The sequence below is a fragment of the Robertmurraya mangrovi genome, from assembly GCF_034427655.1.
Lineage (GTDB): Bacteria > Bacillota > Bacilli > Bacillales > Cytobacillaceae > Robertmurraya_A > Robertmurraya_A mangrovi.
In genome coordinates, this window is record NZ_JAXOFX010000010.1 from 23,044 (window position 1) to 45,897 (window position 22,854).

The following is a 22,854-nucleotide window of genomic DNA, read 5'->3' on the forward strand; positions in this document are numbered from 1 at the left end:
TTTATTTTGATTAAAAAAAACCCAAATATCACACATTTGGGTTTTCACTTTCAACTTCTATTCTCCATATGTTTGATCAAGAAACTTAACCGTATCAAACATATTAGTTTTACTAGCTCCTTTTACTAATATCGTGTCTCCAGCTTGAACTGTTTTTTGTAACAAATCATGCAATTGCTCACGATCCAAGAAATGATGAACATCTGTTGGTTTCATTCCCGATTTTATGGCATGCTTCCCAATTTCATCTGTTCGAAAACCGTAAGTAATTAACATATCAAATCCAAGTTGTGCAACGTACTCGCCTACTTTTCGGTATTCTTCTTCTCGTAAGTCTCCGAGTTCACGCATTTGACCTAGAATTGCTACTTTTCGGCCTTTAGCTATATTCGTGATTACATCTAGTGCTGCCTTAACAGCCTGTGGATGGGAGTGAACGGTGTCGTCTATTACGGTTATTTGATCGCGGCAATTGTAAATGGTCATTCGACGTGGAGGCTTCCTGAAAATGAGACCTAGTTTAATTTCCATCGGTGAAAATCCTAAATAATCGGCAATCGCTACTGCATTTACGGCATTATACACATGGTGTTCTCCCAATATAGGAATAAAAAGCTTAATTTCCTTCCCACGAAGCTTCATTTTAAAGTTCATTCCTTCATCGGCATACTCCACATTATAAGCTCGGTAGTCGGCATCAGTATAAATTCCAGTAGTAATAATCGTTCCTTGAAAATTTTCTGTCTCGAGATATCGTGAATTATCATCATCATTGTTTACGATTAAAATTCCATCCTGTTCCATTCCATGAATTAACTCTGATTTCGCATGAGCAATCCCTTTTACATCATTAGCAAAGTTCCCAACATGAGCAAGGCCAATGTTCGTGACAATACTGATGTTTGGCTGAATGATACTGCAATGCTCTGTAATGACTCCTTTATAGGCCATTCCATATTCTAGAACAACTGCGTCATGACTTGGATTAATTTCGGCCGCATGCTTCTTTGTATGTTCCGTTGTGTTCCAGTAGTCTTTGGATTCAAACACATTCCATCTTTTCGATAAAATGGATGCAACAAAAGCTTTTGTCGTTGTTTTCCCTGCGCTGCCTGTAATGGCGATAATTGGAATATTCCCTTTTGCTTTAATACTATTTCGTTTAGCCCTTTGAATCTTATTTCTTATTTCTTGCTGATTCTGAGCTAAATAAATGGCGTATTGGATCGTGTTAATCACCACATCTAATTCTAAATAGAAAGCAGGAGGACATCCTGGGCGCCAATTTACTTCATAAATCCAAATTTTTTGGTTTTGGTCAAAACCAATATCTACCCCTATTTCATCGATTACTTCACCATATTGGACCATTTGAAGTTCATCTAGATGATTAGCTAGAGCTAAAGAGAAATGCTCTAACGTTCGTCTTATATTAAATGCTTCATCATTATATTCTTGTTTTAAAAACGGGTCTAAATAATTGGTATATCCCCCGTTATTAATATTGGCTATAATCGATCCCATTGGAGCAATTCGCGGATAAATGGTGGTAATTACCCACTTCCCTTCTCCATTTTTTTGTACATGAAGTCGGAAGTCAAAAACTTGACCGGTTTTAGTCCGTGAATTGATATAGGGTTGAACAATAAATACTTCCTTAGAAATTTTTGCTTGAACAAAATTATTTAATTGGATCTTACTTAGTAATTCTACTTGAGCGCCCGATTTTAATTCAAATCCATCCTCTTTTTTCGTAATGAAAAGGATTCCTTGTCCCTTACGTCCATCAATCGGCTTAAATACAATATTTTCAAAGGCGTTAATGAATTTAAAGAAAATATCTGTGTTTTTTACGATTTCGGTTGGTATCAAATATTGAGCAAAATCCTTTGCTTCCTTTAACCTTTCATTTACATTCCATTTATTGCCGATTGAATGAGTAGTAAAAGGAATCATTTCCTTTAATTTATTGATAATTTCTTTTGAAACGGCTAATTTTTCTGGACTTCCTGCATTATAAATGACATCAGGAAAAGGCATCAATTTATCGATCCATTTCCCATTTTCAAGTATTTTACCCTTTATTGTTTTATTAACAAAATTTACAGATTTAGGAGTAAAGTATACAAATTTCGCTCCTTCAGCCTTAGCAACGGCTGCATATGCATATGATTTGATGACGGTAGTAGGATCTTTTCGGTGATGTAACATCCCGATCAGTGTCATGTAAACCCTCCTTTAATAAGAACTCTATAATAATACATTCATAGTGGAGGGTTTTTGATACTGACAGATGTGTATATGTAATGAGTTTTTTTAACTTAAACTAGGACAAGAACAATTTAAAATAGGCAAGAGTATATTTTTAAAAGATCTCAACTAACTGGACAAGAGCACTTTCCATTCTATTTATCATTCATATATTAACAGTGTGATATCACAAAAATATGAAAAAGGAGATGAATATATGGGATTAGTATGTTCTTGTGGTGTATTAGTTGATGCTTTTGTTGAAAGAGACCAAGTAATGATCGAAGGTGTTATGGGTACTGTAACTGGAAGCCTAACTTATTTAGCTGATGTTTGTGTAGACCGTCTAGATACTTCTACTTTGTCCTTACAATTTGACCAAACTGAAGGTGGAACAGATAATAGCTTCACTTTTACAGCAACAGAAATTACTACTGTAGTATGTAGAAGAGAAGGGCAAAACTGTGAAGTTACCGTTGAAGGTTTCGGAACAGTAAATGGTGAAACCTTCCCATTTGAAGCGGTATTTAGAGATCAAGTTGAACAAGCAGCTGTAGACATCGTTCAAAGTTTTGAAATCATTGGTTTCTTTGATCAAACTGGTGCAAACACAATTGACCAAGGTTCTATTATCGCTTTAGGCTGCGAATAATCATTTTAATAGGCTGATTCAGTAGAGTGTCAGTTATTTGTACTGGCTCCTATTTGGAGTCAGCCTTTTATATGTTAATAGAAAGGAGGAAAAACCTTGTCAACAATTTCTAGAGGAAAATGGAAGCAATATCAAATATTAAAGAAAAATGAAAAGCTATCAACCTATTTGTTAGATACAAAGATTTTCTCAATTGATACTTTATTTGACTTTCTTGAAAAATATCAAAACATCAAAATTACTCCTTCGTTTGGATACCGTACCTTCTTCGTTTATTCAATAGATTTAGATACTTTTGAGATTTTAACTCCTCAAGAAAAAAAGATTTTGGAGGGAAAACAAGCCTGTTTTGATTACTTAATAAAGGTTCTACCCAAAGACCAAACATCCATCATACAACAGATTACACCTTCAAATGAGGTCGGGGATTATATAAATGAACAAATCTTAACACTTTATAGACCAAATCCCTCTTCAAAATGGAAAATTAAATCAAACTTACCTTATATGAACCATATTGAATTAGGCATTTTCCAAAGGTTCACAGTAAAAAATATTTGTTTGGAAATCGCCGAGCAATTAGGGGCTTATTATGAGGATACCCAGTTGATTGTTGTTACTATTGGGTTTGATTTATCAGATAAAGTTTGGATAAATCAGACAGAATTACACCCTCCTTCAAGCAAGTGGACTCAATATAATATGCTTCATGTAAATAGAAAAGTTAGAGCTAATTTGCCCGATACAGAGCTAGCCACTCCCTCTTCCATCTCAAACTTTCTAAAAAAATTTAACAAGGTCATCCTCAAACCATGTGTGGGTCAATGGGGTAAAGGAGTCATTCAAATTACCACTCTATCAGACGGAACGTTAGAATATCATTTCCGGAAGAACAAAGTAACTTTTCAAACGTTTGATGAGCTGTATGAATACTTAAATAAAAAATACTTTACTAAAAGGTATCTAGTTCAAAAAAAAATTTCACTCGCCTCAGTTGAATCTAATCCATTCGATATAAGAGTAATGGTACAAAAAGAATCAAAAGAGCTACCATGGTTCATAACAGGCCGATTAATAAAAGTAGCAAGTAATAATTTCGTAGTCACAAACTTTGCCAAATCAGTCTTCCCTCTAGAAGAAGGTTTAAAACTTTCCTCCATAAAAGAGAAACCTATTTTAAAAATAATGAAAAAGTTGAATCTGGTCTGCTTAATATCTTCCAACCACTTACTTAAATCTAATCCAGAACTTCATAGACTTGGATATGATATGGCGATTGACGAAAAAGGAGAAATTTACATCATTGAAGTGAATTATGTCCCTGACGTGGCAATGTTTCATTTATTAGAAGACAAAACCATGTATAAGCTAATTAATTCCACAGCCGTTAAATATAGATCCTCTGAAAAAACAGCAAAACACTGATTCATTTTATTCTAAGCTCGTCTATCAACCTATTTTATTCCCTATCTAGTCTAAGGTACAACCACCTCTCTCACGATTGGAATATGATATATAACGGAAAGGGGTGAAAATATTTTTGAAATCACTTTCGGTTCAATATATAAGAAATATTATTAACGGAACTCTTGTACATGGTTCAGATGAAGAGATAGTCAAACATTGTGCTTATCGGTTAAAACAAATAAAGAACACACATACTGTTTTTTTCGCCACTACACTTATTTTAAATTGGGACAAATTAAGTAAATTCTTCCCGTTAATAATCGTTACAACTCAACCTTTAAATACAAAGAGGGAATTAGAAAATCTTTCTGGTCTTACCATCATCCAAGTTGAGAATTTAGATCAAGCCTATTGGAGCTTTATCCATCATTATAGAAGCATGTTCGAGCTACCTGTTATTGCTATCACAGGTACTAGTGGAAAGACTACGACAAAAGAAATGACCAAATATATTCTAGAACAAAGTATGAATGTCGTAGCTACAAAAAGCAGTAATAATTCCCGGACGGCGCATGTACAGTATCTCTTTAGCATAGATGAAAGAACAGAAGCGGCTGTTTTCGAGACAGCTGTTGGAGCTCCAGGAGACATATTAACTGCCAGTAAATATTACGAACCGACAATAGGAATTATCACAAACATTGGCACCCATCATTTGAATTATTGTAAAACCATCAATCAATATATTTTAGCAAAAGCAGAAATGGCTGATGCCATAGCGGAAGATGGTACATTAATCTTAAATGCTGATGATAAATATAGTAACTTAATTAATCTTACTCATTTTAAAGGGAAAATCGTAAAAATAGGAAAAAAAGCTGAGGCCGATTATTTTATTTCAGATATTCATTTCACAGAAAATGGCATGAACTACTCCCTAACCTATAAAAACCAAACTTATTCTATGTTTGTACCAGGTTTTGGTGAACATCAAGTATATAACGCTGTTTGTGCCATTGCAGCCGTTCATGAATTAGGAATTAGTATTGAAGAAGCAAATTCAAGACTTGAAGCTTTTCCGATTTTACGGAAGCATCTTCAATTTTTCGAAGGGGTAAATGGTGCAACGATTATTGATGATACTTGGAGTTCTACCACCACTTCTATAGAAGCAGCAGTAAATGTGTTATGCACAATGGGGAAAGGAAAACAGAAGATTGTTGTCATAAGCAGTCTCACAGATTTAGGTTCTTGGGGTTACTATATTCATGATCGAGCCGGGGATATGATCGCAAAGAAAGATATAGATATATTAATCACAATGGGTTTTTTTGCAAAAGGAATGGCCAAGCGTGCTTTAAGTCGAGGATTTAAAGGTAGCGTAAAATCCTTTGGCAATAGTAATCAAGTCGTGCGATATCTTAAGAAAATCATTAATGACCAAACTCTTGTTCTCATTAAAGGAGATATGTACGCAAAAGAACCGAAGGAAATTGCAGCAAAATTAATAAAGAAAAGTTAAAAATAGGATCCCCCCTTTCATCCTACTCTTGAATATATGAATATGAAAAAACCCTAGCACATGTAGGGTTTTTGTATTTTATCAACTAAGTAATTACCATTTCGGCTCTACAATGATTTTTCTTTTGAGTAGTTCAAGCTCTAAAGGCTGAATTGCGCATATACATGAAAAATCAATTGTGACACACGTAGATGTCTTTTTGAGTTGGATGCAGTCACATATATTTTTCGTATGCTCTCCATGTATATCGAGCGGCATTAATAAAGAGACAATCACACATCCAGATTCCTTCAGGATGGATTCAATTCTGAAATATTTTGTAGAAAAACAAGTGCTTTTGCCTGTTTTTTTATTAAAATCGTCACCTGTCAATGTAAGAAGACCTTCTTTTGTTGATAAAAAGAAGGGAATCGTATCCGCCCCAATCAATTTCGGGAGTAGTTTACCAAAGTATTTTGTCGAGGAATTGGAAATGAAGTCTTGAAGTGCCTTTAATTCTAATAATGCCTCTATTAGACAATCCTTGCTTGAGTCGTTTCTAGTCGTGTCCATTTTGGTCCCTCCCATCTGTTCTTTTTATAATATGATATAAAGCGATGGGTGGGATGGTGCACAGAGTCTAGAAAAATGGACTCAAACGAACACCCAAATCCATTTAATTTTACTAGGCTTTTAGATTAGAAAGAAAAAAAGCGGTTGCATACTAGGAAGTACATAACCGCTTTCAACATGTATTAGAATGTAGTTTTCGCTCCTAAGTAACGCGCTTTCCAGTAAGAGTTATTCATATCTGTAATCGTTACTCCTGTTGAAGACCCAGCATGAATGAACTTGTTATCACCGATATAAATCCCAGCGTGTGACGGGCCTGGTTTATAAGTTTCAAAAAATACAAGGTCACCTACACGTGGAGAGGAAACGGGCTTTGTTGCGCTCCAGATTGTTTCAACTGTTCTAGGGATAGAGATCCCTACTTTGCTATATACATAGTTTAAATATCCGCTGCAGTCAAACCCTGAAGGAGAGCTTCCACCCCATACATAAGGAACTCCAATGTATTTCTTTGATTCAGCTATCAGTTGATCTACTTTTGAAACGGAAGCAGCTGTTGTTGTTGTTGTAGTTGTTGTTTGGCTCAGTTTTAAAACTTGACCCACATAGATAATATCTGAGCTTAAGTTATTAATAGATTTTAGCTGACTTACCGTCATATTGTTTTTAGTGGCAATCCCCCATAGGCTATCGCCTGATTTTACTGTATATGTTGTCGTTGAAGCCTGAGTCACCGGAGACGATACACTTAGCTTTTGACCTACATATATGGTTGAACTAGAAAGTTTGTTCCAACTCATTAGTTGATTTACGGTTACTTTGTATTGTTGAGAAATTTTCCAAAGTGTGTCCCCTGATTGAACACTGTATGTACTTGCGCTTGCTTGTCCACTAAATGCTGTAAAAAAAATCCCTGCTGCTGTTGCCACCGTTAATAGCTTTCTCCTCATGATGTCCACTCCCGAAGTTTGATGTACCTTCATGTTATCTAGAAATCTATCATCTTGGTATCTCTAAAACTTGGAGTGTTAGGTAATATAGAACTATACTGGGTAATTTATCATATTAAACCTAAAATTAACTTTTGACAATTTATTTATAGGTTTTTGGAAACGTTGTATTTTCTGAATATTTTCGTATTATTACAATTATATTACGTTGTAAACAAATTTTAATGGGAATATTTTATGTCACTTACCAGCATTTACTATTGAAGAAACGCTAAATAATTATTTCAGATTTTTCTAAAAATAAAGAAACTCTCACATTAATGTTGTGAGAGCTTCTCATTCATCCAGTTTAATATGTCTTTATACACTTCTTCCTTGTTCAATTCATTTAACATCTCATGTCTTCCATTTGGATATAGCTTGTAAGTAACATCTTTTATACCAGCATCAACATAAGATTTAAAGACTTGTAACACACCTTTTGAAAAATTCCCGACTGGGTCTTGATCTCCGGAAAATAAATAGATAGGAAGATCTTTAGGAATTTGGTTGATCCATTCCATTTTGTTAATGGCACTAATGCCAGTTAATAGGTCGAGAAAGAAACCAGCCTTAGACTTATTCCCACATAAAGGGTCTTCTATATATTTATCTACTTCGGACTCATCTCTTGATAACCAATCAAATTCAGTACGGTTAGGTTTAAACGATTTGTTATGACTTCCAAAGATCGCTTTTTCTAGTAAAGGACTCTCTGCCTTTTTCCCCTTTTTCTTTACTTCCCGGGCTGCCAACCAAATCCCTACTTTCCCTAACCAACCAGGGTCCCCACCTGTCCCAGACAAAATGACTCCTGAATATTTAGTTCCCTCCATTTGAATTAATCTTCTTGCTAAAAAGGAACCCATACTATGACCAAAAAGAATAATAGGGGTTTGTGGATGCTTTTTTTCAATCATATTTGTAAGCTGCAACATGTCTTCTACAACGATGTCAAAGCCTCTTTCATCCGAAAAGTAGCCTAATTGTTCTTTTGCAGCAGCGGTTTTACCGTGTCCTCTGTGATCATTTCCATAAACAAAACAATCATTTTCCACGAGAAAGCGAGCAAAATGATCATACCGTTCAATATGCTCAGCCATTCCGTGGGCGATTTGTACAATTGCTCTTGGTTTCGCTTCACTTTTCCACAATTGTGAATGAATGTTCACTCCATCTCTTGATTGATAATAAACGTCTACCTTCTCCATCCAACCCACCCCTTTTTCATTAATTTCTTATGAAAACGGTCCCTGAAATGGTGATAACCGCTTGACCTCCCACACGTACAATCGGTCCTTGCTCCGTTTGGTCAATAAAAATATGTAGTGTTCCTGGTCTGCCTACACTGTGGCCTTGTGCAATTTTAAATTGAAGATTTTCTTCTAGCTTTATAATATTTTCTTTAACTAAATAACCAGCAAGTGCCCCATTCGCTGAACCTGTCACCGGGTCCTCAGCAATACCTACCGCTGGTGCGAAATCCCTCGTGTACAGCTCGCAGTCATCCACATTTTCAAAGGTAAATAAATGGGTTGTGCTAATGAAATGTTCTCTGTTCATTGAACCCAATTCTTCTATTAAAGGAAGTGCCTCATCCATTGCTTTTCTTGTCTTCATCGGAACAAGCAGGTGCCAGTTCCCCGTGTAAGCTAATTTAATAGGATATTGGCTGTCTAAGTCTTTTTCGTTTATTCCAAGTAATCTTGTTATTTCATCAATACGAATATCAAATTCTTTCACTTGCGGAACTACTTGAGTCATAATCACAGATTCAAGTTCTCCGTTATTTATGGACCACTTGACTGGCACCATGCCAATATTCGTTTCCAGTCGTAATTCATCTGTTTTCTGCTTCCAGTCAAACTCAGTTCCAAGTACCCAACTTAGAGCAACGGTTGCATGTCCGCAAAAATCAATTTCACTAGTAGGTGTGTAATATTTTATTCTGTAGTGTGCGTCATTATTTCTAGCTGGTAAAATAAATGCCGTTTCTGATAGATTTAGCTCTCTCGCAATTTTTTGCATTTCTTCATTGGTTAAATCCTTTGCATCTGGTACGACCCCAGCGGCATTTCCACCAAATGTTTGATTGGTAAAAGCATCTACATGATAAACTTTGATCGTTTTCATTTTTTACACTCCTAATTTTATATGGATAACTTTAGAATATCACGGGTTCATGTGTTGTACTATTTTTACGTTTTATATAGGTACAATTTTAGTCAACTCACCAATAATACTATTGTTTTTTGAATCTTTTACAACAATAATGCTAAGATTTATAGATAATTTTTTTAAAATGTGTTATTGATATATAATATATACAAAAGTATTTGGAAAGGCTGATACAGGTTGGAACATAATTCTTCAAATTTTATTAAAAGCATCATTAAAGAAGATCTAGAAACTGGCAAACATAAAGAAATCATCACTCGATTCCCGCCAGAGCCAAATGGCTACTTACATATCGGTCATGCTAAGTCGATTTGCATTAACTTCGGTCTTGCTGACGAATTTAACGGAAGAACAAACTTACGATTCGATGATACGAATCCTTTAAAAGAAGATCAAGAGTATGTGGACGCAATCAAGGAAGATGTAAAATGGTTAGGCTTTGAATGGGAAGAGCTTCGTTTTGCATCCGACTACTTTGAAGAAATGTATGAAAGAGCAGTCCTTTTAATTAAGAAAGGAAAGGCTTACGTTGATGATTTAACGGCAGAGGAAATTCGTGAATACCGTGGAACGTTAACTCAGCCTGGTAAGGAAAGCCCTTATCGTAATCGCTCAATCGAAGAGAACCTTGATTTATTTGAGCGCATGCGTAATGGTGAATTTGAAAATGGTCAAAAAGTGCTTCGTGCGAAAATCGATATGAGCTCACCTAATATTAACTTACGTGACCCTGTTATTTATCGTATTTCACATGCTACGCACCATAATACAGGTGACAAATGGTGTATCTATCCAATGTATGCTTTTGCACACCCACTAGAAGACGCCATCGAAAATGTCACTCACTCACTATGTACGGTTGAGTTTGAAGATCAACGTCCTCTTTACAACTGGGTTGTTGAAGAGTGTGAGATGGAAAGTACACCACAACAAATTGAGTTTGGCCGTCTGAATGTTACCAATACGGTAATGAGTAAGCGTAAATTAAAGCAGTTAGTGGACGAAGGATTTGTTGATGGTTGGGATGATCCACGTATGCCAACGATTTCAGGATTACGTCGTAAAGGGTATACTCCTGAAGCGATTCGTGAGTTCGTAAAAGAAACAGGTGTATCAAAAGGTTCAGGTGCTGTTGATGAAGCCATGCTTGAGCACTTTGTACGTGAAGATTTAAAGCTAAAAGCTCCACGTACAATGGGTGTTTTACGTCCACTTAAAGTAGTGATTACAAACTACCCTGAAGGCCAAGTGGAAATGTTAGATGCAGAAATCAACCCAGAAGTACCAGAAATGGGAATGAGACAAATTCCGTTCTCTAGAGAGATTTACATCGAGCAAGATGATTTCATGGAAAACCCACCAAATAAATATTTCCGTCTATTCCCTGGTAATGAAGTACGCCTAAAACATGCTTATTTCATTAAATGTGAAGACGTGATTAAAGATGAAAACGGCCATGTAGTTGAAATTCATTGTACGTATGATCCAGAAACGAAGAGTGGCAGCGGCTTTACTGGTCGTAAGGTTAAAGGAACTCTTCACTGGGTAGATGCAACGAACTCTATCCCTGCTGAATTCCGTCTATATGAACCACTCATTTTAGATGCGGATAAAAATACAGAGAGTGAAGAAGAAGCAGAAGGTAAAACGTTCTTAGACTACGTGAATAAGAACTCTTTAGAAGTGTTAGAAGGCTTCATTGAGCCAAACATGAAAGACATCGTTGCTCATGATAAGTTCCAATTCTTCAGACACGGTTACTTTAATGTGGATCCGAAACATTCAACAGCTGAGAAGAAAGTATTTAATCGCATTGTTTCATTGAAAAGTTCGTTTAAGCTGTAATTTATGAACCGCCCTCCTCTTTGGTTGGGTGGTTTTGTCTTACCAACATCAGTTTACATAATATTATTATAATCGACTATTTTAGTGGTATTTCTCTAATTAATTACAAATACTTTAAACAAAAAGACCCTAGAATGAAATCATTCCAGAGCCTTTACTCTATATGTTAAAAAATTGATTTAATTCATCCTTCAGCAGGCTAGGGAAATCTTGATTTAGACTATAGTCTAAGAAATACTTGTCCCCTGTTTCATGTGATTTTACTAGTCCCGCTGTTCTTAATATTAATAAATGATGATGAGCATTTGCTTTTGTCGTATTGATAGCCTTCGCTATTTCGGTCATATTGTACTTCCCTGTTGAAAGCAGTTTGAGCATTTCTAAACGGTTCACATCAGAAAGTGCACGACCAACATTTATAATTTTATTTCTCTCTAGCTCCGTTGGGTCTCCTTCAAAAAAAGGATAACGAACAATTACTACTTTTTCATAGGTACACGTAGTAAATAATGGACTATGATGCAAAGTTGGTGTAACAATTACTTTTTCTAACGTTTCGTATGGCTCAATCACCAAACCACCGGTTATTTTTAATATAAACTCATCTGATGATAGTTCCTTTATTAGCTTCTCCTTTTCGTTTATGTCTTGTTTAAAGGAGTCAATTTTCTTTAATGTAGAAAAATACTTTTCCTCCCATTCGTACATTAGTTCAACGCATCTGTTTCTTTCTACATCTAGGTTAAAAGATAATGACGTTTGTGTCATATGAGGAGCTAGTAATTCGTAAAGTTCACCTGCCCCCAGACCCTCTAACCATTTTAAGAATCCTCTCACACTTCCCTTTTCTGGACTTTCATCAATTAATAATTCAATCACATCCAGAAAATGAAGCTCCCCACCTGTCGTTAATTTTTCGAAAAAAGACTCACCAACTAATTCTGTCACATTCTTTTTCCAGTCTGCTCCAATATCAAGGATCTTTAAGAATTTCAACCCTAATGGTTTTTTAAACATGCCAAAGCTAAGGCAAAAATCATATAGAGGTGTTGAATCAAGAACTAGTCTGTAGGACATTTCTTAACACTCCCAATTTAAAATTTCTATACTTCAAGAACAACCTAATAATCTCTACATTACATGGATTATGATTAAATATCAATTTTTTTTAAAAAAGTGTTGATTATTTATAATTAGTTAATTATTATTAAATTGTAGCGAGAGTTAAACAATCGTTTAACTAATTAATAAATTAAATACATAGTTTACTAGATAGGATGTGTAACATGTTTGCGGTAACCGTAAATCCTAAAGTGGAAAACTCTATTTCCATAAAAGAAGTTCCTGTACCTACTATGAATGCAGGCGAAGTTCTAATCCAGTTGAAATCAGCTGCTCTTAACCATCGTGACATTTTTATCAATCGCAGTCCTAGTTGGGCAAGTGATTGGAAGGAGCTTATTGCGGGTGGTGATGGAGCTGGTGTAATTATCGACATGGCACCGGATGTGACCGAATGGCAAATTGGTGATGAAGTGATGCTCAACCCTTTCATCGAAGAAGATGAGGCCTCCCTAAAGTTTCTAGGTGGACCCTCAGATGGTACTTTCGCTCAGTTTTTAAATGTTCCAGCGAATAAACTGTTTAAAAAGCCTTCTTACCTAACTTTCGAAGAAGCAGCTGCGATCCCACTTGCTTTAAGTACAGCTTGGGGAACGGTTGTCACTCAAGGAAAGATTAAGGAAGGAGAAACCGTCCTGATCCAAGGAATTGGTGGCGGAGTTGCATTATTTTGCCTCCAGCTTGCAGTAGCAAAAGGGGCTAAAGTTTATGTAACTTCTGGTTCAGACGAGAAAATTAAGGAAGCTATTAAACTAGGTGCTCTAGCTGGTGTTAATTACAAAACAGAAGATGTGATTGAGAGAGTGTTAGAGTTAACAAACCAGAGAGGCGTTGACGTTGCAATTGATAGCAATGGCAAAGAGTCCATACATAAAAGTGCAAAGATCATAGCTGAAGGCGGTAGATTACTCGTTTTCGGTTCAACAACAGGATCGATTGGAAAGGAAATTCCAGCCCTATCCTACTATGTTGAAACAGGCATGGTCACACATGAAGAATTAGAAGATGCCCTGCAATTTTATTTTCAACATAAAATGAAGCCTATGATTTCGGAACGTCGATTCACTTTATCTACTATTAAAGAAGCTTACCTGGAACTATCAGAAGCAAAACAATTTGGAAAAGTAGTAATCAATATTGAGGGGGAACAATAATAATGAAAACTTATGTATTTGTATATGATGGATTTGCACATTTCGAGGCTATGGTATTAGGATATATCATGAATGGAAAAGGTCATGAAGTGATTACTGTTGGAAGCTCAAATGTACCAGTTAAATCAGCTGAAGGCTTTAGAATTGCTAATGACCAAGTTATTTCAGAAGTAAATGTAAATGACGTCGATCTTTTTGTAGTACCGGGTGGTAACTCTTATCCAGCAATGGGAAATGCAGCTTTAATTTCAGTTATCCAACAATTACATGAAATGAAAAAGCCAATCGCTGCTATTTGCCACGGTCCTGTGTTACTGGCTGAGGCTGGCGTTTTAGAAGGAAAACAATTCACTTCTAACGTAGGCGAAACAGATGAACAATTTTCACTATTCAAAGGTACTTATGTAAAAGAAGATGTGGTAACAGATGATCATTTTGTAACAGCAATAGGTAATGCCTATGTGGAATTTGCTTTTAAAGTAGCTGAAAAGGTAAACCTATTCTCTAGTGAAGATGAAGCAAACGCTTATTTTAACTTTTTTAAAAATAAATAATGAATGGAAAAGCTCCTCTTAGTGGGAGCTTTTCTTCGTTTTAGACTAGTTTACACAAAAAAGAACAAGTGCACATGGCAACTTGTTCTTTTACTCTTAAAACGCCCAATTTCCGCTACGGAATATTGCTTCTACTGTCCCGTCTGCTTTTATTCCATCTATGTCCATGTTTTCGGAGCCAATCATAAAGTCTTCGTGAACGATGCTGTCATTTAAGCCGGCTTCGATTCTTTCTTTTTCCGATAGTTCGGTACCACCTTCGTAGCAGGTTGGATAAGCTGAGCCAATGGCCAAGTGGTTTGATGCGTTTTCATCGAATAAGGTGTTGAAGAACAATACTCCAGAACTAGAAATAGGTGAATGATGTGGAACAAGTGCTAATTCTCCGATAAAGCTTGCTCCTTCGTCTGTTTCTAATAATTTTTCTAATATTTCTTGACCAACCTTTGCTTCAACACCAACGATTTTTCCATCTTTAAAAGTAATCTTGAAATCTTCAATTACATTTCCTTGGAATGCAAGTGGTTTTGTACTAGATACATAGCCGTTTACACCTAATCTATGAGGAACGGTGTAAACTTCTTCCGTTGGTAGGTTTGCTATAAATTTCGTTCCTTGAGAATTGGTGCTTCCCCCTGACAACCAAAGATGTTTTTCAGGTAGTTCGATTATTAAGTCTGTACCCGGTGCTTTATAGTGTAATTTATTAAATCTCTTTTCATTCAATTGCTTCGCTTTTTCCTCTAATTGTTTAATATGTTGATGCCATGCTTCAATTGGATCTTCTAAGTCTAGACGAACAGCTTTAAAGATTCGCTCCCAAAGAGCTGACACGCGATCTTCTTCTGGTAGCTCTGGAAACACTTTATTAGCCCATTTTTTAGAAGGCATTGCCACAATTGACCAAGAAACTCGGTCTGTATCAACTGCTTCATAAAAATTGACTAGGGCTTTCCCTCTTGCTTTTTGGGAAGATAAAATTCTTTCGGTAGCTATCCCATTTAACAGATCTGGGTCATCTGCTTCTACTAATAAGAATGCTCCATTTTTTTCAATGATTTCTTCATAGCCTACGACCAGCCATTTAGGAAACTCGTGAAACTGTTCTTCAGGCGCTAACTCAAAATGTGTCCTTTTAATTTCTTCATCCTGATAATGAACCGTTACATTTGATGCTCCAGTTAGATAAGCTTGCTTAGCAATTCTACGTACCAGTTCTTCTGTACCTGTAGGAGCTGAAATCCATAGAGGTTGCCCCTTTTGAATATTTAAGCCTACTCTAACAGTAAGCTCTGCATATTTGTCTAAATACTGATCAAAGTTCATATGTACCCCCAAAATTATCTATATACCTTCTATATTACATGAAATAACTTCCGTTTTCATAGAAAAAAATAGACTGAGCCAGTAAGCCCAGTCTACTTTTTATGACGAAACAGGTTGTTGTTGTGGGATAGGTCTCTTTCGTCCTTCAAATAAGGTGAATATCATTGCTAATAGTAAGAAACCACTAGAAATCTGGAATAGTGTAGCGATTTCTAAAAATTGCGCTAACACTCCGAACACTAATCCACCTAAGCCAATTCCAAGGTCAATGGATGAGAAAAACATTCCGTTTGCCACTCCACGACGTTCGATTGGGGTTTTTTGAAGGGTCCATGATTGTAGTGTTGGAATTAATGAGCCGAATCCAATACCAAACAGGATACCAGCGATAACGATGAAAAGGTTTGAGTAAGCAAAGGATAATACCCACATGCCGATGAACGTTAAGAACATACAAACAAACACAAGTCCTCTTGGTCCATTTTTATCAAACCACTTACCAGCAATCGGTCTAGAAATGGAAGCCATGATGGCATTCGCTAGATAGAATAAGAATATTTGGTCGATTCCTCTTTCCTCTCCAAAAATAACGATAAACGTAACAATGGATCCATACCCGAAAGTGGCACATACGGTAATAAAAGCTGGATACCAGCTTGATTTTTCAATAAGTGACCCAAAATACGAAAACTTCAAATCCTCTTTTTTCTTATTCTTCACTTCTTCTGGTGTTTGATAACGAACAATCATTAATAGAACAATAGCAATTAAACCAAGAATACTAGAAATATAGATTAAATTTGTAAATGTTGTGACCTGGAACAAATAAATCCCTAAGCTTGGAGCAATAATCATCCCGAGTGTAATAGAGAGTCCAAAATACCCCATCCCTTCCCCTAAACGGGAATTTGGTACAACATCTACAGCAGCTGTTCCATTAACAGTTGTGGACCAGCCCCATGCTAGACCGTGAATCAAACGGAATAACAAGAAAATCACCACAATTTGTGAAAGTGGATAGATAATGGTTACTGCTAATAATGCGACTGCCCCTATAAGAACAAGCGGCTTTCTATCCTTATATTCGAGCATAAAGCCAATAAAGGGACGACTAAGTACGGCACCAATGGAAAACAAAGCGGTTACTAACCCTATTTCCATTCCTGATGCGCCAAGCGATTTTATATACGGTGGTAATGTTGGAATTAACATTTGAAAGGACATAAATACAAACAAATTACCAACCATCAGCATGATAAAAGATTTCGTCCATAAAGGCTCTTTTGTTAATTTGTTCATTTTTTTCCTCTCCCTTTTGAAAACAAGGCACTGGTAACACTCATAACCGTGCATTTTAATGAGAAAACAAAAAGAATCTTCATTCCAAGAAGATTCAAATCATCTATTATCTATATACATATTTCGAATTCCTAAGTAATTTTACCACAATTCGTAAAAGATTGGTATCCCTTTTTCCAATTTCAATCCAAGTCTTGGTGTAGCAACTCTAAAAATAGAGCGTCCCTGTTTACACTTTTAAAATAGATGGGATCGTCTACAAGGCTAGAGAGAATTTTTTTCTTTTGTTGAGTATCAGACACATGTTTTAACACATATTGCCGACAACGGAAGAGAAAATCAATATAAGATTCATAACGTTCATCATAAGTTTCCTCTAGTTGCTTCTTAATTTGTTTGGACAAGGTTGGACTTGCTCCTGAAGTTGTAACAGCGATATTTAACTTTCCCCTTCGCATAACTGAGGGAATGATAAAATTCGATTCTTCATGCTGATCAGCTAAATTTAATAATTGGTAGGGGTTTACTGCCTGTTGGACTGCTTGATTAGTCGCTCGGTCGTTTGTTGCAGCTAGGATTAAAAAAGCATCGTTCACATCTTCAGGAGAAAAAGATTTTTCTAGCCACTTTATCTTTGTTGCTTCAACTAATCCTTTCAATCCTTCTGTGATGGTTGGACTAATAAGCTCAATTTTAGCCCCTGTGTTTAATAAGCCCTTTATTTTTCGCTCCGCTATTTTCCCACCACCTATCACTACGACAACCTTACCTTTAAGTTGAAGGGAAACTGGGTAATACTCTTCCATATATTCACCCCAAAGTTGTAGTGGTTTCAAGTCTTCTTACGAGGAGTTCTTTCAATTTATCATCAAATCCGATGGGGTCACACAAAACAAGATCACTATTTTTAAATTTTCTACATGTTTCTTCAATCTCTTTTTGGAACCCACCTGTAAAAAGAAGATGTGGAAGGATATAGATTTTTTTAAATGGGTGTACTAGTTCATCCAATACATCCCCGTAAAACGGCTCAGTTTTTAAGTAACTAGTATGCACACTTGCTATCAGCTGTTCTCTTAAATTAGAAGCAAGTTTCTCAAATTCACTTTGAGCTTGAGGATTGCGGCTTCCATGTCCAACTAATAGCAAGGTTTCTTCCGTATTATTTAAAAAATCTTTCTCCTCTAACCTTGATAGGATAATATTTGCGACTATTGGATCTGAACCTAATGGCTCCCCATATCGAAATTGGATGTAAGGAAACTTCTTCTTCCCTTTTTCCATTTCCACTGGTATATCTATATTGGAATGAATGCCTGGAAGTAGAAGAACGGGAATAACGGAAATTTCCGTTGCTCCTTGCTCCACACAGTTTTCTATTGCTTCTATTATTGAAGGTGTTGCATTCTCCAAGTAACCAAAAGCCTTTATAGGAACATCAATAAGTTCAAGCGTCTCTTGAATAAAAGACTCAAATTGCTTATTTCCTTGTTCCGTCCTACTTCCATGTCCAATATAGATAACTGCTCCCATTTTTTCCGCTCCAATCTTAGACTAACTTCAGTGATTGTACCATTTCTTCATTTGTGCGATTGCCTTCCACTGCTTGTGTCATAAACCCAAACATAGTAGCCATTTTATATGTTTCTTCGCCATAGCAATGAATCTCTAATTGGTTGATTTCTTCCTTAGAAAGGATTCCCTTTTCAACCACTTCTTCCACAAACATAGAAACAGACCCACTGCTTGGGAAAATCATCGTGTTTAATGTCGCTTCTTCTAACATTCTTTTAAAAATCGGTACAAACTGCTCATCAACTGTTTTTTCTGAAGTAATTAAGAAATCACCTGTCCCAAATTCAATCGTAAAGTTAGGTTTATTTTTCTCAATTGAGCTATCTCCAATTATTAATAGTTTACCTTCATGAGGCATATTTGAAGCCAACTCGGCTAAAAATCCTTTTTCATTTATAGCTTTGACCGATTTTGAAGATAGTCCATAAAAATAAGCTTTAATTTTCCGAACGTCCATTCGATACTCAAGGAGTGATTGGAAAAAGTCTGTTACACTCTCTGGAGATGTGAATAAAATTTTCTCATATGATTCTATTTGCCCCATGATCTCAACATCTAATTTGATTCTTTCTGACTTCCATTTAGGAAACTCAATCACATCGGCCCCTTCATCAGCTAATTTCTTAGCTAATGCACTTTCGTTTGTTCCAGTTCGTGCTAATAAAATTTGTCTGCCGTAAAGCGGTTTTTTTTCAAACCAACTAATTTTTTCACGTAGTTTTACAATTTCACCAACAAGGGTAATAGCAGGGTTGCTAAATTTCTCTTTCTTTACTAAATCAGCAATAGTAGATAAAGTTCCTTCTAACGTCTGTTGTCTTCCGAAAGTACCCCATTGAATTAATATTACTGGTGTTTCGACTGATTTACCGTGTTTAATTAGATTTTCACAAATGAAAGGTAAGTTTGCTACACCCATATAAAAGGCAATAGTGTCAACCCCTTTTGCGAGACCTTCCCAGTCAAGAGATGGCTTTCCATCCTTTGATTTATCGTGTGCCGTCACAACGGCAAATGATTCGCCGTATTCACGATGTGTAACAGGAATCCCAGCATATAGAGGAGCGGCAATACCTGAAGAGATGCCAGGAACCATTTCAAAAGGAAGGCTTTCCTTAGCTAGAGCTTCGGCTTCTTCACCTACGCGACCAAACACACCAGGGTCTCCACCTTTTAAGCGAACAACGATTTTCCCCTGCATTACCTTTTCCACAAGTAACTCGTTGATGTTTTCTTGTCTCAGGTGATGGCGTTGTGGTAATTTTCCGCAATAGATGAATTCGCAATGTGGTGAGGCAAAATCCAACAGTTTAGGGTTTGCTAGTCGATCGTATAAAATTACTTCCGCTTTTTTAATTGCTTCTAACCCTTTTACTGTAATTAAACCAATATCGCCAGGGCCAGCTCCAACTAAATATGCCTTTCCTTTTTTCATGATGCTCTCCTCCTAAGAAGTACTAGGGAGGAAGCCATGTCCCCCCATTTGCTCTATAAAAATACTTTTCCGTCGATTACTTCTACTTCATACCTTTTTACTTGTCCCGTATCTGGTGCTTGTACTTTTCCATCGACTAATGAAATTTTCCAATCATATAGTGGACAGTAAACATATTCTCCGCTCACTAACCCTCCTGAAAGGGTACCGCCTTTAGGATGTGGGCTTTTATTTTCGACTGCTCTTACTTCACCATTTGTCAGTCGAAAAAGTACCATTTCTTTTCCATTGACGTTAAACACTTGCCCTGCTCGTTCTGGTAAGCTGTCTACCTTCGTAATTTCAAGTCTAGTCATTGTCGTTTCCATCATGTTCACCTCGAAGATTGATGTTTAGCTGGTTAAAAGTTACTGAACAGAATGCGTCACATAATATTTATCTTGTATTTCCTTGTTATCTAACGCTTCTTTCCAAGGCTCAACATATCTAGTTAATGTTTTTTCAAGTCTTTCATTTAACTCATGTCTTGTCTTCTTATCTTTTAATACTTCTTTCACATGCTCAAGACCTACTCGCTCTACCCATGTTGATGTTCTCTCTAAGTAGTTCCCACTTTCACGGTAGTATTGAACGTATGCGCCTACCATGTCCATAATTTCTTCCTCTGTTTTTACTGTGCAAAGAAGATCTCCTGCTCGAAGGTCTGTTCCTCCATTACCAGCCACGTAAATTTCCCATGCTCCATCTATACCGACAATCCCAATGTCTTTAATTCCCGATTCAGCACAGTTTCTCGGACAGCCAGATACACCCATTTTGAATTTGTGTGGAGTATCTAAACGTTCGAATTTCTTCTCTAGTTTAATACCAAGACTCATAGAATCTTGTGTACCAAAGCGACAGAATTGTGAACCTACACATGTTTTAACCGTACGAAGTGTTTTTCCATATGCGTAGCCAGATGGCATATCTAAGTCTGACCATACATGGATTAAATCTTCCTTTTTCACTCCCATAAGAGCAATCCTTTGTCCGCCTGTTAGTTTCACAAGAGGAACATTGTACTTATCAGCCACTTCAGCAATGGTTTTTAAATCTTTGGCTGTTGTTACTCCACCATACATTCTTGGTACAACAGAGTAAGTGCCGTCTTTTTGAATATTGGCATGCATTTTTTCGTTTACTAAACGAGAATCTCTTTCTTCTCTATACTCTTCTGGATAAATCATTCCAAGATAGTAGTTGAGTGCTGGACGACATTTCGAGCATCCTTCTTCATTTTTCCACTCAAGAACATTCATCACTTCTTTTACACTCATTAAGCCCTTCGCTTTAATTTCATCTACTACCTCATCTTTGCTTAAAGTAGTACAACCACAAATGGATGTTTTCTTAGCTGAAGCATCATAACCGTCACCCAGTGTGTAAGCTAAAATATCGGAAACAAGCGATTTACAACGGCCACATGAACGTCCGGCGTTAGTACAGCTGCCTACTTCCTCTACTGTTGTTAATCCTTGTGTCTTAATGGATTCAACAATCGTTCCTTTTGTTACCCCGTTACAACCACAGACAAGTTCTGAATCTGGCATAGATTCCACACCTACGGATTCGCTTCCACATGTATTTGATTCTAAAATGGAACTGCTTGTCTTTCCGCTTATATCTTCTTTTTCTGTTAACATTCTAAATAGTCTTGTGCTATCTTTTGTGTCACCGTAAAGAACGATACCGACAATTTGGTTATTTCGAATTAATATTTTTTTGTAGATTCCTTCAAACTCGTTGTGTACTTTAATCGACTTTGTTGAAGGGTCGTCGTTGATTTCTCCAGCTGAATATAAGTCAACATTTGAAACTTTCAGCTGTGTACCTACTGTTGATCCTTCATATGGTTTCGGTTCGCGACCTGTCATTTTTTCCGCTAGCACTTTACCTTGTTCATAAAGTGGAGCTACCATACCATAAGTGATTTCACGGTGCTCGGCGCATTCCCCAACCGCATAAACATTCGGTATATTTGTTTCCATAAAGTCATTTACGACAATTCCTCTATTTACGTAAATATTTGAGTCCTTCGCTAGTTGAACATTTGGTTTAATTCCAACCGCCATAACCACTAAGTCCGCTTCAATTTCTTGTCCATCTTTGAAACGAAGTCCTGTCACTCGTTCTTCACCAACGATTTCAACTGTTTCTTTTTCTAATAAAAAATTCATTCCTTGAGCTTCAAGTTCATTTTTCAACATTTCAGCAGCAGTTTGATCCAGTTGTCTTTCCATTAAATATGGAGTTAAATGCACAACATCCACTTTCATACCTAAATTGAGTAAGCCGCGAGCTGCTTCTAATCCAAGTAATCCTCCACCAATAACAACAGCCTTTTTATAGTGTTTAGATGTTTTAATCATCATGTCACAATCTTTAATATCGCGGAAACCAACAACCCCTTGTTTATCCGCTCCTGGTAGAGGAAGGATGAAAGAGCTTGATCCTGTTGCGATAATTAAATCATCATATTCTACTACTCGATTTTTATTTGAGTGAACCTGTTTGTTCTCTGTATCAATTTGGACAATTTCTTCATCTGTATAAAGTTCAATTCCGTTATTTTTATACCAATCCCAATTATTTAGGACAATTTGATCAACCGTTGTATCTCCCTGTAGGACCGTTGACAGCTGAATTCTATTATAGTTAGGATGTGGTTCATTTCCGAAAATCGTGATATGAAAAGTTTGAGGGGCTAGTTTTAAAATTTCTTCAATTGTTCTTACTCCAGCCATTCCATTTCCTATTAAGACTAGCTTTCTTTTTTCCATGGTTGTTTCCCCCTGTGTGTGATGTGAGTGATGCTTGTTTCTAGGTGTCCTTTTTGTTTGCTCACTATTTCACATATCTGTTGATAGCTTTATTTTAACCCCATAATGGTTGTGAATGTGTGACGAACTTCACACATTTTCATTAGTTTGTGATTACTTTCACATATTGTTC

Annotated in this window: 19 protein-coding genes; 6 read left to right on the forward strand and 13 right to left on the reverse strand. The window is 36.5% G+C overall.

The genetic code is table 11. The annotated features are described in order from the left end of the window. Nucleotides 1-57: 57 nt before the first annotated feature. The gene (locus SM124_RS14825) at nucleotides 58-2,226 is read right to left on the reverse strand and encodes a YheC/YheD family protein (protein WP_322447296.1); all 2,169 of its coding nucleotides are present in this window, start codon (nucleotides 2,224-2,226) and stop codon (nucleotides 58-60) included. A 241-nt stretch (nucleotides 2,227-2,467) separates the two neighbouring features. Here SM124_RS14825 and SM124_RS14830 point away from each other — a divergent pair, with 241 nt between their 5' ends. From SM124_RS14830 to SM124_RS14840, 3 genes are all read left to right on the forward strand, one after another. Continuing rightward, a complete protein-coding gene (locus tag SM124_RS14830) occupies nucleotides 2,468-2,902 on the forward strand; it encodes a hypothetical protein (RefSeq protein ID WP_322447297.1) in 435 nt (144 codons plus the stop codon). 96 nt (nucleotides 2,903-2,998) lie between these two features. Further along, nucleotides 2,999-4,327 (forward strand): YheC/YheD family protein, encoded by a 1,329-nt coding sequence (locus tag SM124_RS14835; protein ID WP_322447298.1) that lies wholly within the window; start codon nucleotides 2,999-3,001, stop codon nucleotides 4,325-4,327. Nucleotides 4,328-4,442: 115 nt separating this feature from the next. Beyond that, nucleotides 4,443-5,831 (forward strand): Mur ligase family protein, encoded by a 1,389-nt coding sequence (locus tag SM124_RS14840; protein WP_322447299.1) that lies wholly within the window; start codon nucleotides 4,443-4,445, stop codon nucleotides 5,829-5,831. Nucleotides 5,832-5,924: 93 nt separating this feature from the next. Here SM124_RS14840 and SM124_RS14845 read toward each other — a convergent pair whose 3' ends face one another. The 4 genes from SM124_RS14845 to SM124_RS14860 all read right to left on the reverse strand — a co-directional run bounded on the left by SM124_RS14845 (nucleotide 5,925) and on the right by SM124_RS14860 (nucleotide 9,505). Then, nucleotides 5,925-6,383, reverse strand: a complete 459-nt coding sequence (locus SM124_RS14845) for a CotY/CotZ family spore coat protein (protein WP_322447300.1) — start codon at nucleotides 6,381-6,383, stop codon at nucleotides 5,925-5,927. 182 nt (nucleotides 6,384-6,565) lie between these two features. Then, the gene (locus SM124_RS14850) at nucleotides 6,566-7,333 is read right to left on the reverse strand and encodes a C40 family peptidase (protein ID WP_322447301.1); all 768 of its coding nucleotides are present in this window, start codon (nucleotides 7,331-7,333) and stop codon (nucleotides 6,566-6,568) included. A 317-nt stretch (nucleotides 7,334-7,650) separates the two neighbouring features. Further along, nucleotides 7,651-8,583: an alpha/beta hydrolase gene (locus SM124_RS14855; protein ID WP_322447302.1), complete on the reverse strand. Its 933-nt coding sequence runs from the start codon at nucleotides 8,581-8,583 to the stop codon at nucleotides 7,651-7,653. A gap of 19 nt (nucleotides 8,584-8,602) precedes the next feature. Further along, nucleotides 8,603-9,505: a PhzF family phenazine biosynthesis protein gene (locus SM124_RS14860; protein ID WP_322447303.1), complete on the reverse strand. Its 903-nt coding sequence runs from the start codon at nucleotides 9,503-9,505 to the stop codon at nucleotides 8,603-8,605. 222 nt (nucleotides 9,506-9,727) lie between these two features. On the opposite strand from SM124_RS14860, the gene SM124_RS14865 reads away from it, so the two are divergent. Then, nucleotides 9,728-11,395: a glutamine--tRNA ligase/YqeY domain fusion protein gene (locus SM124_RS14865; RefSeq protein WP_322447304.1), complete on the forward strand. Its 1,668-nt coding sequence runs from the start codon at nucleotides 9,728-9,730 to the stop codon at nucleotides 11,393-11,395. Nucleotides 11,396-11,554: 159 nt separating this feature from the next. Here SM124_RS14865 and SM124_RS14870 read toward each other — a convergent pair whose 3' ends face one another. Further along, on the reverse strand, nucleotides 11,555-12,472 hold the full coding sequence (locus tag SM124_RS14870) for an ArsR/SmtB family transcription factor (RefSeq protein WP_322447305.1): 918 nt from the start codon (nucleotides 12,470-12,472) through the stop codon (nucleotides 11,555-11,557). A gap of 209 nt (nucleotides 12,473-12,681) precedes the next feature. On the opposite strand from SM124_RS14870, the gene SM124_RS14875 reads away from it, so the two are divergent. After that, complete coding sequence (locus SM124_RS14875) at nucleotides 12,682-13,671, forward strand: zinc-binding dehydrogenase (protein WP_322447306.1); 990 nt, start codon at nucleotides 12,682-12,684, stop codon at nucleotides 13,669-13,671. A 2-nt stretch (nucleotides 13,672-13,673) separates the two neighbouring features. Further along, complete coding sequence (locus SM124_RS14880) at nucleotides 13,674-14,225, forward strand: DJ-1/PfpI family protein (protein WP_322447307.1); 552 nt, start codon at nucleotides 13,674-13,676, stop codon at nucleotides 14,223-14,225. Between the two features lie 96 nt (nucleotides 14,226-14,321). On the opposite strand, the gene SM124_RS14885 is transcribed toward SM124_RS14880, so the two are convergent. From SM124_RS14885 to nirB, 7 genes are all read right to left on the reverse strand, one after another. Beyond that, entirely contained in the window at nucleotides 14,322-15,551 is a 1,230-nt protein-coding gene (locus SM124_RS14885; RefSeq protein ID WP_322447308.1) for an aminopeptidase, read from the reverse strand. Between the two features lie 99 nt (nucleotides 15,552-15,650). Continuing rightward, a complete protein-coding gene (locus SM124_RS14890; protein WP_322447309.1) occupies nucleotides 15,651-16,850 on the reverse strand; it encodes an MFS transporter in 1,200 nt (399 codons plus the stop codon). Nucleotides 16,851-17,032: 182 nt separating this feature from the next. Next, nucleotides 17,033-17,656, reverse strand: coding sequence for an NAD(P)-binding protein (locus SM124_RS14895; RefSeq protein WP_322447310.1), 624 nt, complete (start codon nucleotides 17,654-17,656; stop codon nucleotides 17,033-17,035). 4 nt (nucleotides 17,657-17,660) lie between these two features. Beyond that, nucleotides 17,661-18,383, reverse strand: a complete 723-nt coding sequence (locus SM124_RS14900) for a sirohydrochlorin chelatase (RefSeq protein ID WP_322447311.1) — start codon at nucleotides 18,381-18,383, stop codon at nucleotides 17,661-17,663. A 16-nt stretch (nucleotides 18,384-18,399) separates the two neighbouring features. Then, nucleotides 18,400-19,860, reverse strand: coding sequence for a uroporphyrinogen-III C-methyltransferase (gene cobA, locus SM124_RS14905; RefSeq protein WP_322447312.1), 1,461 nt, complete (start codon nucleotides 19,858-19,860; stop codon nucleotides 18,400-18,402). Between the two features lie 53 nt (nucleotides 19,861-19,913). Continuing rightward, nucleotides 19,914-20,228: a nitrite reductase small subunit NirD gene (gene nirD, locus SM124_RS14910; protein WP_322447410.1), complete on the reverse strand. Its 315-nt coding sequence runs from the start codon at nucleotides 20,226-20,228 to the stop codon at nucleotides 19,914-19,916. Between the two features lie 39 nt (nucleotides 20,229-20,267). Then, nucleotides 20,268-22,682 carry a nitrite reductase large subunit NirB gene (nirB, locus tag SM124_RS14915; protein WP_322447313.1) on the reverse strand — a complete coding sequence of 805 codons (2,415 nt, stop codon included), beginning with the start codon at nucleotides 22,680-22,682 and terminating at the stop codon, nucleotides 20,268-20,270. Nucleotides 22,683-22,854 lie beyond the last annotated feature (172 nt).